The organism is Flavobacterium humi (genome assembly GCF_004745595.1).
Classification (GTDB): Bacteria; Bacteroidota; Bacteroidia; order Flavobacteriales; family Flavobacteriaceae; genus Flavobacterium; species Flavobacterium humi.
On record NZ_SRLH01000001.1, the window covers coordinates 392,810 to 407,898 of the forward strand.

The following is a 15,089-nucleotide window of genomic DNA, read 5'->3' on the forward strand; positions in this document are numbered from 1 at the left end:
CCGAGGCATTTTCAGTACGCAACCCAAAACGCATCGTAAGAATTATTGTATAAATGTATTTATTTCTGTTTACATTCAAATAGGATATTGTAAATTTTTTCTTATTTTAACATTCTTCAGGGATTCAAAAAATCATTCCCTGTGATAAAAAATGCAAGTCAAAAAAAATCATCACACTTTAGTGATCAAATTTTAATTTAGATAAAAATTATCACAGAAATGTGATTAAATTTATCCTTCAAAAAAAATTATCACAATTAACTTTTAGTATATGATAAAATCACACCTATTTCGAGAAGCCCTGGGTTTGACCCAGGAAGAAACAGCTATGCTGTTGAAAATTACCATAAGCCAACTCGCCATGTTTGAAATAGGACAGCGAGATTTGCCCGTAAATGCCAAACTGCAACTGATAAAGATGCACAACCACGTCATTGCCAAACAGCAGGAAAAAATGCAGCATCCCATTGTAAGGAACGATGCCGCTAAAATAAAGGAGATAATAGCCAAAGAACTATTGGACAATCAGTACGCGCAATTGGTACTGGAACGCAAAATAAAAGAGGCCAAGCATAAGTATAACAAAAGTATTTCCGCTTTGCAGTTGGCCGAATACCTGGACTCGCTGCCTGCGGAAGGGGAAATACCAGACAAAGGCCTTACGGAAATAATACACGACAAAGCCATTAGGGGAATCGAAAAATACGGGCTGCCGGTCCAAATGAAATACTCCATCAAGCTGCAAGCCCTGCAAAACCATCAAAAAGAACTGGAAAAATCTGGCAAGGCTTAACACAGGCTATGGCTTTTGTGTAATGATTACTAAATCTGTGTTGTTGATTACGTAAAGTTACGTGGGTAAAAATCAGGCAAAACTACCCGTACTTTCTATTGTTGTGAGATGTACCTTTAGGTATAACTATTTAACCACAGCGGAAACCGAAAAGCTTAACAAAGAGTAGGTACCAAAAACAACTAGATTATGTCAAACAACCTAAACGGAACTGACGCCACAGTTCAACACGAAGTAAGCAGGGAAATCGTAGCCCATGATTTTCAAAATGCAATGACCGGTAAATTGGATGATGCCACCATTTCATCCGTAAAAAAACAAATCCTTTCCGCTTCTACGGCGTATCCGGCAAACGGAAGCGTAGCAAGTATGATTTTTTACCTGCAATTCCAGGTAACCGTAAAAAACGGCGGTAAAACATTCAACGGAAAAGGAGGAGGAATTTCTTCTCCAGGTGGGGGAGCCTTGTTCGGGGATGTGTATACCGATGACATCAACCGTTTGTATGCCAACACTGTCAGCATGCAATTCAATTGTGCTTTTGCCTACACCAGCATCTTGTTCTTTGACAAAAGTTCCAATTTGCTGGGAAGTTTCCAATCCGGTTCTGTTTCAACAGTAGCAGGTGTTGGAGGAGGAAGCGGTTCATGGTCTTAAAATAGGCTTTGACCCTTCAGATGAAACGCCTTGGTTGGTATACAAGGCGTTTTTTTTATTCAAATTCCTGGATGAAAATGATTATCCGGTCTTTTTTGATTCTTTTTCATTCCCATTCATTCTAAAAATAAAATCGTGGAAAATATACTCGTCCCATAAAAGAACTGTTTGGTCACAAGCGTTCCAATCCACAAAAAGCATAAAGAAAGATTCGTCACTATTTTATCGGGATTTCGTCACAAACGCTTATTTTAAAAGACATTCACAAGGGTTTCCATTTTAGTTTTGCACTATAACTTTTAAACAAAATTACAATGAAAAAACTTTCAAGATTAGTATGCGCTGTTGCATTTTTATTCTTTGCATCCTGTGAAAAAGATGATGCAGTACTTTCAAACGACCAAAACAATACAGTTAGTGAGGCAAAAACAGGCAGCCGTTATATGGCTTTTGGCGATATCATGACCATTTCCCATGTACCAACCCGAAAATTCTTTACCGGTGAATCTAACGGCGATGCAACCATTAACAAGACCTGGAGTACTACTTCGCCTTGGCTTAATAGCGTATGGATGCCTTGGGCAAGGTTTAAGATTGTAAACCCGAACAATCCAACTTCGACCGCACAGGTAAAAACAGGAGATGAAGTGGCTTTTAAGTGCCTTAACAATAATTTATATATCACTGCAGAATCATGGGACGATGATGTAAGCGTAAACAGGACAGCAATCGGGCCATGGGAAAAATGGAAAATCTATGCGCCAAGCAACACCACGGTTGGAAACTTAATATTTTATGGCTCTGTAGATTACATGTCATTCGTATCCTTAGAATCTGTTTGGGGCAAATACCTCAGGCCGGATGCTTCAGGTTTTGCAAAAGCAGGAGCACCTTTTGATTCGACCGTTTCGGTTCTTAGCAATCCAAACAGTTTCCAATTAACAAGAGAATAGAACGTTTATTGCAATACATTCAAACGCCCTGGTATCCGGGGCGTTTTTTTATGAAGTATATATTGGTATTCTAGTTTTTTTTTATATCATTGGTATAATTATCAATGTGAATAATAATACAGAAAATACCATGAGCGAAGCAAGGAATGATTTCGGTAGAAAACCAATTACCCGAAAGACAAAAAAATTACATCCAAGGGTAGATTTAACAGCAATGGTAAGTATTTCGTTCTTACTTATTGTATTTTTTATGCTTAGTTCTTTTTTATCACGACCAACCAGTATGGATTTAGGAATGCCGGGAAGGGGAAGAGGTTGCGGAGGTGGGGGCTGCTTTTTTGGAACTGATGTCAGAATGATGACCCTATTGATAGGAAAAGATAACCATATTGTGAGTTATTTTGGAGACATGCCGTATCTGTATGAGGAACCAAAAACCTTAACGTATGGAGAAAATTCTTTGCGTAAGGAATTGACTGAAAGAAGCAACAGAGCCGTCAAACATACCGGAGACCCTAAAAGAGGGCTCATTGTAATTATAAAACCAAGCAAAGAGTCTGATTATGGCCATTTAGTAACTGTTTTAGACGAAATGGCAATAACAAAAATCCCAACTTATGCCGTAGTGGATATTTCGCCGGAAGAAGAAAAATTATTAGCCGATAAATAAACATCCGGTAATTTAAATACTGATTTATTTTTAGTTTATTATAGAAAAAACGCTCTGTTATCAGGGCGTTTTTTAGCATAAAAGAAAAACCGCGGGGAAGTGCACACGCCCGCGGTTTCCAATAAAAAACTATGAAATATGATGTGGTATTTTACTTCATAGAAAGATTTAGGGAATACGTCCCCATCGTAATTTTTGTTCCTGAATTGATCCTTTTCAAATATACTTCTACAGATTCTCCCGTACTTAACGATACTGTCCCGGCAATAGAGAAGCCCTGTACAAAACCACTGTTCGTATCGGTAAAAGCTTCGGTTGCAGTAATTGGCGTCACAACAGAACCTGTAGCCGGAGTGGAAACCTTGGCCAGGTAATATACATACTGTGCATTGCTACCACCACTGACTTCCAGGTACGCCACATTAGCAATTACCTGAAACGACCTTGTTTTTTTTCCCATATAGGTTAGCCTGTTGTTTGTAGGTGCGGTAAAACGGTATAAATTGGAGGATACGGTCGTCCCGGTTAATTTATACGCTGTATTGATTGTTGTGGCAATCGTATTGGCCGGCGCACCGCTTCGGTCAAAATAGAAAGCCCCGGTAGCATAGGTATCTCCTTCATTAGGGATCCCGGCGCAACGGACACCCCAACTGTCGTTAAAATTATAACCAGAATAGGTTCCCACCGTATAAGGATTGATGTACTTCCCGGTGGTAACTGTGCCTGTAAAGACAACCGCATCCATTACGGCGTCTCCGGTTATGGTCGGATTGGCAGAAACATCAAAACCTACTGCAGTCCCGATGACTTCGGTAAAACCGCCTTCTTTTTCGATAAGGCCGAAAGTCCCCTGATAGGTTTCATAGGTTCCTGTATTGGTCCCGAACCAAGCTGCGTTGCTAATCAGTAATTTAGTGATATCTTTATAGATTATACCCGTAGTATTCCCAGCAAATTGCACGATACTCATAAAAGCCAATGCGAAATTCTCAATTTTTCCGATGCTCGCCGAACTGGCTATGATACAATCCCTTAAGATCAGGTTTTGTGTTTGCCCGCCGGTTCCCAATAAGTTAAAAACCTGTCCGGACGACGCTACAAGAGTGAGGATTTTAACAGAGCCTCCTTTATCTCCTTCAAAAAGATTTCCAGTAGTCCTGACCAATTTGTCCTCGCCGGCATCCTGACCTACAATATAGGCATTGTTCAAATCGATAGGGAAATTAACAACAATGGTACCGTTGACCTCATAGAGTGTCGAGGTATCCAAAACATATTTTGTTCCGCCGCCTGCTGCGAGTTCGGTAGCCAATACCGTCGCCAGCACATCTGTAGATTTGATCAGTTTGTATTTCAGGCGGCCTTCCTTGTCCCCGAAAACCTTAATCCAGGCAGAAGTGGAAGTGTCATAATAATGAAAAGACTTGATATCGGTATCATAAACCATTAAACCGTTAGCGGGCGAAGCAATGGCAATCCTTTGTGCGGTTGTCATTCTTGGGGCCAATAATCCTTTGGTGGTAGAAGTAATATCCAAAACCGAACTGGCGGCCGGAGTCGACGTTCCGATACCTACCTGTGCACTGAGTTGCATGGCGGAAAAAAGCAATAGGCTGTAAGTAAGTATCTGTATAAATAGATTCTTTTTCATAAGGGCTAATTTTGTGGTATTATTTTTAGAAAACTAAAAGATAAAGTTACATCAAACGATTTGCTGATTGGTGTAATTAAACCGTATCATTTGTTAAAACAAAAGTTAAAAAGTGCTGATAGTCAAACACTTATGTGTAAATATAACCTTACAAAAAATGCTTCCTATTTTTTATTTTCAACAAAATGTAAAGCAGCCGACACTGTTTTCCGACACAAAAATTAAATTTGTTTTTTGAAATTGCCCTTTCATATTTATTGTGTATATTCAAACTTCTTTTCAAGACGCAAACCAAGCAAATCAGCCTTTTTAGTATGTATGAGGAATTAAAATACTGGTATTTAAGAGATCATAAATTATTTAGGGTATTGAGTTTTGCCCAAATAAAGCAACTGTGCATTATTGTCGGTTTTAAGAAAGCCAATAAAGGGGAAATCATTTATTTTTCAAATTCCGAAACCCCGAGGATTTTCCTGCTTAAAAGAGGCGCCATCAAAATCGTTTCTTTAGACGAAGATGGAAATGAAACCATTAAGGATATTGTCCAGAAAGGGGATCTGTTCGGTGAACTTACCCTGGAAAGCGACAGCGTGGTCAATGAATATGCAAAAGTACTAACGGATGAAGTTTCCATCTGCAGTTTCCTTTTGTCTGATTTTGAAGATTTGATGCTCAGAAACCCCAACCTGGCTTTGGGATATACCAAATTTGTCGGGCTGAAGATGAAACGGCTAAAAAATAATTACTCCAATTTGGTTTCCAAAGATGCCCGTACCCGGCTGATTGCTTTCCTTAAGGACTGGGCCGAAAAGGAAGGTGTATTTGAAAACCAAAAAGTGACCCTTGGGAATTACCTGACCCAGAACGATATTGCCCAAATCATATGTACCTCGCGACAAACCGCCACAACATTGCTCAATGAAATGGTGGAAAGCGGCCTTTTGGAATACAACCGGAAGGAAATCATCATACCTGATATTTCGGTGCTGTAAAAAAAACATCCTGTTTGTAAAGTAGCCGACAAAAGCATTTTTCAGCCGTTTATACTTTTACAGTATTAATTCTAAATGTATCTATTATGAAAAAAGTACTGTTTATTGTTCTCCTTTTCTTGAGTTTTTCAGGGTTTTCACAAACAACTAGAAAAACGGCCCATCTGAATTTAGAGGGCAAAGTAGCGCTCCAGGGTTATGATCCTGTGGCGTATTTTAAGCAAAATAAAGCGGTAAAAGGCAAGAAAGAATTGGCTTCCGAATACCAGGGAGTTGTTTATTATTTTTCTTCCAAAGAAAATGCGGCTGCTTTTTTGCAGCATCCCGCCACTTATGAACCCCAATATGGCGGTTGGTGTGCTTATGCCATGGGCGATTATGGCAAAAAGGTTGAAATCAACCCTGAAACCTTTAAAATCACAGATGGCAAATTGTATCTTTTTTACAACGCTTATTTCAACAATACCTTAAAAAGCTGGAATAAGGAAGAGAAAAAACTAAAAGCCAGCGCGGATATCAATTGGAAAAAAATTCAAAATTAACAGCGATGAAAACGATTTATATCAATAGGATTTTAAAAATAATAGTGGCCATAATCCTGCTCCAGACCTTATTTTTTAAATTTACGGCAAACCCGGAATCGGTCTATATATTTACAAAACTTGGAATAGAACCATATGGCAGGATTGGGTCCGGTATTGTCGAATTAATAGCTTCTATATTGTTATTTGTAGACAAAACCAGGTTTTATGCGGCATTTACAGCCATGGGGACGATGCTGGTAGCCATACTTTCGCATTTGTTTGTATTGGGGATAGAAGTGAACGATGATAAAGGAACTTTGTTTATCTTAGCCTTGATTACGTTTTTTTGCAGTTTGCTTTTGATGATCAGGTATAAAGACGATATTAATTTCTTAAAACGGTAATTATGGATTTTAGTGCTGTACACCATACGCTTGGCGATTTAAAAAAGTTACTTGGCCAGCTGCCTGATGAAGATTATACTGCTTCCATACATTCTCTGGGAGATTCCTCCATTGGCCAACACACCAGGCATATCATCGAATTGTTTCAGTGTTTGCTGGATTCTTATAAAAATGGAAAGCTGAATTATGATGACAGGAACAGGGACAAACAAACAGAATCCGACAGTTATTTTGCTATGGCTTGTATTGACGCCATCTTGCAATCCATCGAAAAAGAAAACAAAAGCCTCATCCTTACACAAATGATTTTAGAGGAGCCGGTGGTCATCGAAACCAATTATTTCCGGGAAGTCCTGTACAACCTGGAACATTGCATACACCACCAGGCGCTTATAAAAGTAGCGGCTTACCAGCTGGAAAACATTGCAATTCCTGAAAATTTTGGCGTTGCACCATCTACAATCGAATACCGGAAACAATGTGCACAGTAACTTTTGTAAACAGCAACGGTAAGATTATCATTACATCCAACAGGGATGAAAAAGTGCTGCGCCCCAAGGCAATTGAGCCCAGGAATTACCTGATCCACCATAAAAATGTTTTCTTCCCAAAGGATTCCAAAGCAGGAGGGACCTGGTATGCTGTTGATGAAAATGCAAATGTGATTGTCCTCTTGAATGGCGCTGCCGTAAAACATATCCCCAAAAGCCATTACAGGAAAAGCAGGGGATTGATACTTCTGGATTTGATTGGTTCTGAATGCATTACAAGATATTGGAACACTATCGATTTAGATGATATTGAGCCTTTTACACTCGTCGTCCTTGAAAATATGGAATTATTCCAATTGCGGTGGGACGGGCAGGCGAAAGAAAGTATCCAGCTGGACGAAACCAAGAGCCACATTTGGTCGTCTTCAACCTTGTATCCTATGGAAATCAGGGAGCACAGGGCACAATGGTTTTCCGCTTTTTTAGAAGGGAAAGAGACCGTATCGGAAACGGGCATGATGGATTTCCACCGGTATACGGAAGAAGGGAATCCGGAAAACGGTTTGGTCATCAACCGAAACGAAACCCTTAAAACATTAAGCATTACACAAACCGTTATCGAAAAAAACAAAGTTGTGCTCCGCCACCTGGACCTTATTCAAAATGAGCAATTTATTAATTCCTTTATTGTCATCTGATGCGCTTATTTTTACATAAACTGGCCCATTGGGAATACTGGCCGTTTACGATAGTATATATCCCGATTTATTTTTTATGGGCGTATTATGCCTTGAAAGCCAAAACAATATTCTTTTTCAATGCTTCCAATCCGGGGATGAAAAACGGGGGATTTATCATGGACAGCAAAAAAGAAATCTATGACCTGATCCCCAAAAAGTATTATCCTGCGACCGAACTGGTAAAAGAAGGAACCTCTTTTGCTGCTGTAAAAACTGTACTGGAAGAATCCACTATTGTATTTCCGCTGATTGCCAAACCGGATATTGGGCTAAGGGGTTCTGCGGTGAAAAAAATCCATACCATCGAAGAATTGGAACAATACCATGACAAAGCCAATTTTGATTATTTGCTCCAGGAATTAATTCCGTATGAAAACGAAATAGGCATTTTTTACGTTCGGTTCCCGCATGAAGACAAAGGAAGGCTTACCGGGATTGTCAGCAAGGAATACCTGACCGTTACAGGGGACGGAATTTCCAGCATCAGAGAATTGCTGCAAAAAAACAAAAGGCATGCCTTGCAGCTAAAAGCTTTGGAAAAAGAATATAAGGAAGCATTATCTAAAGTTTTAGATAAAGGAGAACTAAAAAACCTGGTTCCTTATGGGAATCATTGCCGGGGTACCAAATTTACAGATGCAAGCCATTTGATTTCGCCCAAATTGCAGGAAACCATAAATGAAATGTGTTTACAGATTCCCGGGTTTTATTTCGGAAGGATGGATCTCATGTATGAATCGCTGGCTTCCCTGGAGCAGGGAAAGAATTTTGCCCTGGTAGAATTAAACGGCGCAGCGAGCGAACCAACCCATATTTACGATCCGGCACATTCGATTTTCTTTGCCTGGAAAGAGCTAGCGCGGCATATTTCCTATATGTTTGAAATAAGCATTGCTAATAACAAAAGAGGCATTCCATTTTTGAGCCACAAAGAAGGAATGGTGCAATACAGGCTGCATTTGGAACAAAACAATAAGATTGTACATTTTTAGCATGAAACTATTTAAAAACATCCTTGTCGGTTTTGCGGTCAGTTTTGTGGGTTCGATACCATTAGGCTACCTGAGTGTTATCGGTTTCCAGATTTATTCAAAAACAGATCTCACCCAATTGGCATACTATCTTTTTGGGGTTGTACTTGTAGAAGGAATTGTGGTGTACGCCGCTTTGCAATTGGCCCACAAATTGGAATTGAACCAACAATGGAAACAGAGGATTTCGGTTTTTTCCATTTTCTTTTTGCTTTTCCTGGCGTATTATTTTTATGCTTCCAATGCGGACAGAAGTGGAGAACCCTCTGATTATAAGGCATTGTTCCAATATCCCGCCTTGTTTACCGGTTTGTTTTTCAGCGCTACGAATTTTGCCCAGGTACCGTTTTGGATGAGTTGGAATATCTATTTGGTTAATGGCAATTATATTTTCAAAGGACCGGTTTTGAACTTTTTGTATGTAATCGGGACACTTTTAGGGACGTTTTCAGGAATGTTTGTTTTAATTGTAAGCATCGGAAGTATTTCCCATTCCGGGATCATCCATCAAAATACATTTTCCAGATGCATTCCCTTGCTATTTATAGGTTTGGCCGTTTTTCAGCTCTATCAGTTTTTTAAGAACAGGAAAAAACTATCCTTAAAATAAAAAAAGCCCGTAATGGGCTTTTATTTATAACATCATACCGCCGGAAACTTCAATACGCTGGGCATTGACCCATTTGGCATCTTCAGTACACAAAAAGGCAACGACACTGCCAATATCGTCCGGAAGCCCGACACGCCCCAAAGCGGTTGCTGAAGCTATGGATTTATTCATATCCGCATTGTCACGCACTGCGCCGCCGCCAAAATCGGTTTCTATAGCGCCGGGAGCCACCACATTGGCTCTTATTTGCCTGCTGCCCAATTCTTTGGCCTGGTATTTTGTAAGTGTTTCGATGGCGCCTTTCATAGCAGCATAGGCCGCAAATCCAGGAAAAGAAAAACGCGCCAAACCAGTTGAAATATTGACGATACCTCCGCCATCTGCCATTAATGGGAGCGCTCGCTGGGTCAGGAAGAATGTTCCTTTGAATTGGATATTAAGTAGTGTATCAAACTGTTCTTCAGTTGTTTCCATATAAGAAACATGAATGCCGATTCCTGCATTATTAACCAGGTAATCAAATGTTTGTGTTTGGAAAGTAGCCGATAAAACTGCTGAAACTTCCTTAAAAAAAGCATCAAATGTTTTCGTTTCCCCAACATTCAATTGGATAGCCGCTGCTTTTTGCCCCAACGCCTCAACCAGGCCGATTACTTTTTCCGCTTCTTCTTTTTTGCTGTTATAGGTGAGAATAATGTCCAAACCTTTTTTGGCAAGGCTCAAAACCATTTCTTTCCCCAAACCCCGGCTGCCACCGGTCACTAATGCTATTTTACTCTTTGTCATTGCTTTATGTTTAAATTAACAAGACAAAATTAGGGAGTTGGACGTCAAAAAAATGGTGACTGTTTCAGTATTTTACCTGGATTTGGGCATCAGGACGGATTCCCGGTATTGTTTTGGAGTCAGATGGGTAAAACGTTTGAAAAATTTTGTAAAATTGGAAGGGTCAAAAGTCAGGAAGTGGGCAATTTCGGAAATAGACATTTCATTTTCTTCCAGTTTGTTTTTGGCAATAGCAACGATATGTTCTTCAAAAAAATAGCAAGGTGCTTTTCCCGTTGTGAGTTTTATGGTATTGCTCAAATGTGTCGGGTGGATAAACATCTGGCTGGCAAAATCCCGGATTTCATAAAATTCAGCCGTTTTACCTGCCAGGAAATCATTGATGTGCTGTTCGACAATGGCCAAATACCCAACGGTTATCTCGTCTTTCCGGGCTAATATTTTCTTTGGTATTTTGGTTGTCATTTGTATTTATTATACTATTTGAGGTTTGTATTCGGCCTTTTTATTCAAAAAAGATCCAAATGCTTCCAGTTTTTCATGGAATAACTCGTCAATTCCCCTGTTTTCGGATTGAAAGAGATCGGTTTCGATAATAACAGATTCTTTTTTGATTGTCCTTTTCCATAAACCGGCCACTTTTCCGTTCAAAACAATAATCGGGTAAAAAATCCCATTATTGGATATGGTTTTCTTGTGGTTTTCCAGCAGGAGGGAAGCCGTCCTGTTTTTATAACTGATCAAAAACTCATCAAATGCCGGCAATAAATAAAGCGATGGTGTATTGCCTTTTGGCATCGGCACATGTTGCAAAAAATAGAAGGTATCGGAATCTATCGTTTCGGACATCAATCCTGATTTTACCATTTCCAGCGCAGCCCGGGCATCTTTAATTGGCAATCCCGACCACCAGATAAAATCCTGTAATGTGGCGGGGCCATGGCTTGAAAAATAGGTTTGGGCTAATTTGGCCAGCGATTCTTCTTTTGTGAATTTTTTTGTTTGCTGCACCCTTTCCGGGAGAAGCGCGTAGGTCTGTTTTTTACCTTTAGTGGCGCCACTGCACACAATTCCTTCCATTTCAGCATAAACCAGGATGTGGGATAAGCGGTTGTCATTGGTTGCGATTCCGGCATCATTCAATAACGAAGCGATTTCTTCCCTGGTTAAATGATGGTGCCCGGCCAAAGCTTTTTCGATTATAGCATTGCTTTTTGACAATACCGCCTCGGAAAGTTCCAATTCTTTTAATCTTGGCCTCATGTTCGATTTTATCTGGGGAGAAGACAATTCCAGGAGCCAGTATATATCGTCACAAGAGGCGAGGTGCCAGGTAGGTCGCAATAAATGGGTCCGGATGATTTCGCCTTTATCTATGGCTTCCTCCACCGAAAGGTCGGTTGATCCTGATAATCGGGTTCCCAAAGCCCATTTGGACATGGCGTAATCCTGTGCCTGCATAACACCCATCCAGCCGACCAGGTCTTTTGCCTTTTCAAATTTTGAATTGACAATTTGCTGATTGTTCAGGCGGATGTTTGAAATGTCTATTGGCTCCATCTTTTTAGTCTCCGTTTAAGGCAATTTGAATTCCGGATTGTAAATCAGGCCAATGACATTGCCCCAGGGATCTGTCACGGTTGCCACAACAATTTCACCACCTACATTTTGAGGAGCTTCATGGGTTTTGGCTCCCAGGCTTAAGAAATGGTTATAATCCGATTCGATATCGTTTGAACCCCAATAACTTACTACAGCATCTGTTTTAGGGCCCGATTGTTCTTCAGGCTGCAATCCCAGCTCATATCCGCCAATGGAAAAACCTACATAAAATGGCTTGTCAAAATACGGAAGCGCCTGGAAAGCTTTGGCATACCAATCTTTGGCTTTATTGATATCGCTTACTTTATAAATGGTGGTGCGAAGCCCTAAAATGGATGTTTTCATAATTTAATATTTACCGCTTAACAATTCCCCTCCGATATTGGATTTGGCTTCGATGCCTAATTTTTTCATCATTTCATAAGTGGTGCATACCGCTGCAGAAGTAACCGGGATACCTATTTCTTTCTGGATCAAATCAATAGCTTCCAACGAAGGCATCTGCACACAGGCTGAAGCGACTAAAACATCTACGCCTTCAAGGTTCAATCTTTTGTAAATTTCCAATAAATTCATCGGATCTTGAGCAGCAACTTCCAAATTATCAGGAATTTCTAAAGCAATGGAATCTACCACTTCAAAACCCTGGTGTTCTATGTAATCCACAACCAAATCCGTCAACGGACGCATATAAGGAGTAATGACGGCTACTTTTTTGGCTCCCAAAACTTTTAATCCGTTAATCAAAGCTCCGGCACTGGTTACAATAGGTGTCGGGAAATCGTTGGCAACCGTTTCCTGGTGCAGGTTTACTTCGGAAACGCAATGATACCCACGCCCCATGCTCATAATGGCAACCAGGCAGGCATATCCCATAACATCCACATGCGCATCTGATAATTCCTGGGCACATTTCAAACTCATGGCATCCATGGCTTCAAGTTCTTCTTTGGTTACCTTTTTCATCCGCATACGGCTGGAATGGAAAGTAAAACGTTCCGGCAAAATGGTTTCGCGCGATCGGAAAACAGCCGGGATTTCGGTTTCCATAGTCACATTTGAGGAAGGCACAATTTGCCCTATTCTGTATTTTTTCATTTTAAATTTCTTTAACGGTATTCACAATTGTTCCAATGCCTTCAACGGTAGCTTCCACCACATCTCCATCCCACATCCATTCCTGCGGATTGCGGCCGGCACCTACGCCTGCAGGGGTTCCCGTTGCAATAATATCGCCGGGTTCCAGGGTAAAAACCGTACTTAAATCTTCAATCAGGTCGTTGATGTTGAATAACATAAATTTTGTATTGGAATTTTGCTTTTCAACACCATTTACTTTTAAGGACAAAGAGAGGTTATGCGGGTTTGGAATTTCGTCTTTTGTTACCAAAACTGGCCCCATAGGAGCAAAAGTATCCTGTCCTTTGGAAACAATCCATTGACCTGAACGGCGGCAATCCCTGGCCGAAATATCATTGATTACGGTATACCCGAAAACATAATCCATAGCATCAGCTTTAGGGACATATTTTCCTGTCTTACCGATGATTACCGCTAATTCCACTTCCCAATCCAGCTGCTGCGTAAGTTTGGGATTGTGCAAAATGGCTGTGTTTGTGGCGGTAACGGTTGTAGGTGGTTTAGAGAAAATAACCGGTTGTTGCGGCAGTTCGTTGGAAGTATCCAAAGTCCTGGCGCTTTCCGCTACGTGTTCCGTGTAATTCAGCCCGATGCCGATAATATTTTTTCTGGGTTTCGGGATGGGCGCAAGGAAAGTCACGTTCGATAGCGGATATTCGCAGTTCGATTTCTCTTCGGGCGTTAAACTATCAAGCAAAGCCTGTATTTTGGCCACTTCGGGCAAGCCCAAATCTATTAATTCGAGCATTGTTTTAGGAAGTGTTTCCTTTTTGATTTTGGCAACATCTTCCAGGTCGATCATGTGGTTTTCCAGCACAACGCCTAATCTTGGTACGGTATGGTTTATAGTGTAAGTAGCTAATTTCATTTATTTTGGGTTTCTTTTTTTGAATAAAATTAATATTGATTTGGAAATTTTGTCATTCTCGATACATTACAGTACCTGATGCCCGTTATTTTCCGGATATTCTTTTTCCTGGTACAAGCCAAGCTTCTCAATTACAGGCAAATCATTGAAAGAGAAAAGGCAGGCATCTTCTGTTTCCGACAGGTTCACATGTTCGTGCCAAGCCCAGGAAGGCACGCAAAAAATATCCCTTTCTTTCCAATCGAAACGCTTGCCGTTAATAATGGAATATCCTTTTCCTTTGGCACATTGGTATACAAAAGAACCTGTATGTTTGTGCGCTTTGGTATGTTCGCCGGCGCGAAGCAATTGTATGGAAGCTCCCATGGTTTGCATGACATGCCCACCTGTCAGCGGGTTGGAATATTGCATGATAATCCCGTCATAAGGAGACCCTTCATTCACTTTTGCAGCTTCGAGCAAGGCCGGATACACATCTTTCCAGGCATATTTGAATAGGGGAGAATACGGTTTGTCCCAATTGGCATCCTGTGGTACCAATCCGGCTCCGCTGTAGGTCAGTGGCAAATAATTGGCTGGTGCCGTAAGAGGTTGTTTTCCATCAAAAACGGCATAATCATTAGCTTCCAGGGCATTTACCAAAGGAATATCCAAACCATCCTGCCAAATACAGGTCTTCCCGTTTTCGGCAACACCATGCTCATGCCAGGCGCTGTTTGGCGTAATTACGAAATCATTTACTTCAAAAGTGACTTTGTTTCCGTCTACAACCGTATAACCGCCTTCGCCTTCCATGATAAAACGAAGGGCAGAGGCCTTATGACGGTGCGCCGAAGTACTTTCTCCCGGGCGGGTCACCTGAATTCCGGTATAGAGCCAGCCCACGGCAGCGCTTACGTCTTTGCGCTTATCGTTGACCAAATACACAACACGCCTTCCGGCTTGTTCCGGAGTAACCAGTTCGGATGATTTAAGTACCAGTTCGCGTAGGTTATCATATTCCCAAAGCATGGGAACGGAGGAAGAACGGGGTTCCCAGGGCTCGATATCATTGGCAACCGTCCACAAGGCACCGGCGCCAAGGCCTTCCAATTCTTTGTAATAGGCTTCGAGTTCAGGAGTATCTTTTACCCTAGCACGCCCAATTACGTCATCGTTATGTATATCTTCCATA

General features: G+C 40.9%; 19 protein-coding genes. 11 read left to right on the top strand and 8 right to left on the bottom strand.

All coding sequences use genetic code 11. The features are described from left to right. The first annotated feature begins 271 nt into the window (after positions 1 to 271). The 4 genes from E4635_RS01620 (at position 272) to E4635_RS01635 (ending at position 3,073) form a co-directional block, all read left to right on the top strand. The gene (locus E4635_RS01620) at positions 272 to 793 is read left to right on the top strand and encodes a helix-turn-helix domain-containing protein (RefSeq protein ID WP_135524864.1); all 522 of its coding nucleotides are present in this window, start codon (positions 272 to 274) and stop codon (positions 791 to 793) included. Positions 794 to 982: 189 nt separating this feature from the next. After that, complete coding sequence (locus E4635_RS01625; protein WP_135524865.1) at positions 983 to 1,450, top strand: VapA/VapB family virulence-associated protein; 468 nt, start codon at positions 983 to 985, stop codon at positions 1,448 to 1,450. Positions 1,451 to 1,764: 314 nt separating this feature from the next. Next, a complete protein-coding gene (locus E4635_RS01630; RefSeq protein WP_135524866.1) occupies positions 1,765 to 2,403 on the top strand; it encodes a fascin domain-containing protein in 639 nt (212 codons plus the stop codon). A 106-nt stretch (positions 2,404 to 2,509) separates the two neighbouring features. Continuing rightward, entirely contained in the window at positions 2,510 to 3,073 is a 564-nt protein-coding gene (locus tag E4635_RS01635; RefSeq protein WP_135524867.1) for an ExbD/TolR family protein, read from the top strand. A 151-nt stretch (positions 3,074 to 3,224) separates the two neighbouring features. Here E4635_RS01635 and E4635_RS01640 read toward each other — a convergent pair whose 3' ends face one another. Beyond that, a complete protein-coding gene (locus E4635_RS01640; RefSeq protein ID WP_135524868.1) occupies positions 3,225 to 4,727 on the bottom strand; it encodes a hypothetical protein in 1,503 nt (500 codons plus the stop codon). Positions 4,728 to 5,041: 314 nt separating this feature from the next. On the opposite strand from E4635_RS01640, the gene E4635_RS01645 reads away from it, so the two are divergent. The 7 genes from E4635_RS01645 to E4635_RS01675 all read left to right on the top strand — a co-directional run bounded on the left by E4635_RS01645 (position 5,042) and on the right by E4635_RS01675 (position 9,519). Continuing rightward, positions 5,042 to 5,719 carry a Crp/Fnr family transcriptional regulator gene (locus E4635_RS01645; protein ID WP_135524869.1) on the top strand — a complete coding sequence of 226 codons (678 nt, stop codon included), beginning with the start codon at positions 5,042 to 5,044 and terminating at the stop codon, positions 5,717 to 5,719. Between the two features lie 86 nt (positions 5,720 to 5,805). Then, entirely contained in the window at positions 5,806 to 6,261 is a 456-nt protein-coding gene (locus E4635_RS01650; RefSeq protein ID WP_135524870.1) for a YHS domain-containing (seleno)protein, read from the top strand. Between the two features lie 5 nt (positions 6,262 to 6,266). Then, positions 6,267 to 6,647: a DoxX family membrane protein gene (locus tag E4635_RS01655; protein WP_135524871.1), complete on the top strand. Its 381-nt coding sequence runs from the start codon at positions 6,267 to 6,269 to the stop codon at positions 6,645 to 6,647. A 2-nt stretch (positions 6,648 to 6,649) separates the two neighbouring features. Continuing rightward, positions 6,650 to 7,138 (top strand): DinB family protein, encoded by a 489-nt coding sequence (locus E4635_RS01660; RefSeq protein WP_135524872.1) that lies wholly within the window; start codon positions 6,650 to 6,652, stop codon positions 7,136 to 7,138. Next, positions 7,126 to 7,836 carry an NRDE family protein gene (locus E4635_RS01665; RefSeq protein WP_135524873.1) on the top strand — a complete coding sequence of 237 codons (711 nt, stop codon included), beginning with the start codon at positions 7,126 to 7,128 and terminating at the stop codon, positions 7,834 to 7,836. The genes E4635_RS01660 and E4635_RS01665 overlap by 13 nt, the downstream gene beginning before the upstream one ends. Beyond that, complete coding sequence (locus E4635_RS01670; protein ID WP_135524874.1) at positions 7,836 to 8,870, top strand: ATP-grasp domain-containing protein; 1,035 nt, start codon at positions 7,836 to 7,838, stop codon at positions 8,868 to 8,870. Before E4635_RS01665 ends, E4635_RS01670 begins: the two co-directional genes overlap by 1 nt. A gap of 1 nt (position 8,871) precedes the next feature. Next, the gene (locus E4635_RS01675; RefSeq protein ID WP_135524875.1) at positions 8,872 to 9,519 is read left to right on the top strand and encodes a hypothetical protein; all 648 of its coding nucleotides are present in this window, start codon (positions 8,872 to 8,874) and stop codon (positions 9,517 to 9,519) included. 24 nt (positions 9,520 to 9,543) lie between these two features. Here E4635_RS01675 and E4635_RS01680 read toward each other — a convergent pair whose 3' ends face one another. From E4635_RS01680 to E4635_RS01710, 7 genes are all read right to left on the bottom strand, one after another. After that, on the bottom strand, positions 9,544 to 10,305 hold the full coding sequence (locus tag E4635_RS01680) for an SDR family NAD(P)-dependent oxidoreductase (protein ID WP_135524876.1): 762 nt from the start codon (positions 10,303 to 10,305) through the stop codon (positions 9,544 to 9,546). A gap of 72 nt (positions 10,306 to 10,377) precedes the next feature. Next, positions 10,378 to 10,770 carry a helix-turn-helix domain-containing protein gene (locus E4635_RS01685; protein ID WP_135524877.1) on the bottom strand — a complete coding sequence of 131 codons (393 nt, stop codon included), beginning with the start codon at positions 10,768 to 10,770 and terminating at the stop codon, positions 10,378 to 10,380. A gap of 9 nt (positions 10,771 to 10,779) precedes the next feature. Then, positions 10,780 to 11,865 (bottom strand): winged helix DNA-binding domain-containing protein, encoded by a 1,086-nt coding sequence (locus E4635_RS01690; protein WP_135524878.1) that lies wholly within the window; start codon positions 11,863 to 11,865, stop codon positions 10,780 to 10,782. Between the two features lie 15 nt (positions 11,866 to 11,880). Then, entirely contained in the window at positions 11,881 to 12,252 is a 372-nt protein-coding gene (locus E4635_RS01695; protein WP_135524879.1) for a VOC family protein, read from the bottom strand. Between the two features lie 3 nt (positions 12,253 to 12,255). After that, the gene (locus E4635_RS01700) at positions 12,256 to 13,005 is read right to left on the bottom strand and encodes a maleate cis-trans isomerase family protein (protein ID WP_135524880.1); all 750 of its coding nucleotides are present in this window, start codon (positions 13,003 to 13,005) and stop codon (positions 12,256 to 12,258) included. 1 nt (position 13,006) lies between these two features. Then, complete coding sequence (locus E4635_RS01705) at positions 13,007 to 13,915, bottom strand: fumarylacetoacetate hydrolase family protein (RefSeq protein WP_135524881.1); 909 nt, start codon at positions 13,913 to 13,915, stop codon at positions 13,007 to 13,009. Positions 13,916 to 13,981: 66 nt separating this feature from the next. Next, on the bottom strand, positions 13,982 to 15,088 hold the full coding sequence (locus tag E4635_RS01710) for a cupin domain-containing protein (protein ID WP_135524882.1): 1,107 nt from the start codon (positions 15,086 to 15,088) through the stop codon (positions 13,982 to 13,984). Position 15,089 lies beyond the last annotated feature (1 nt).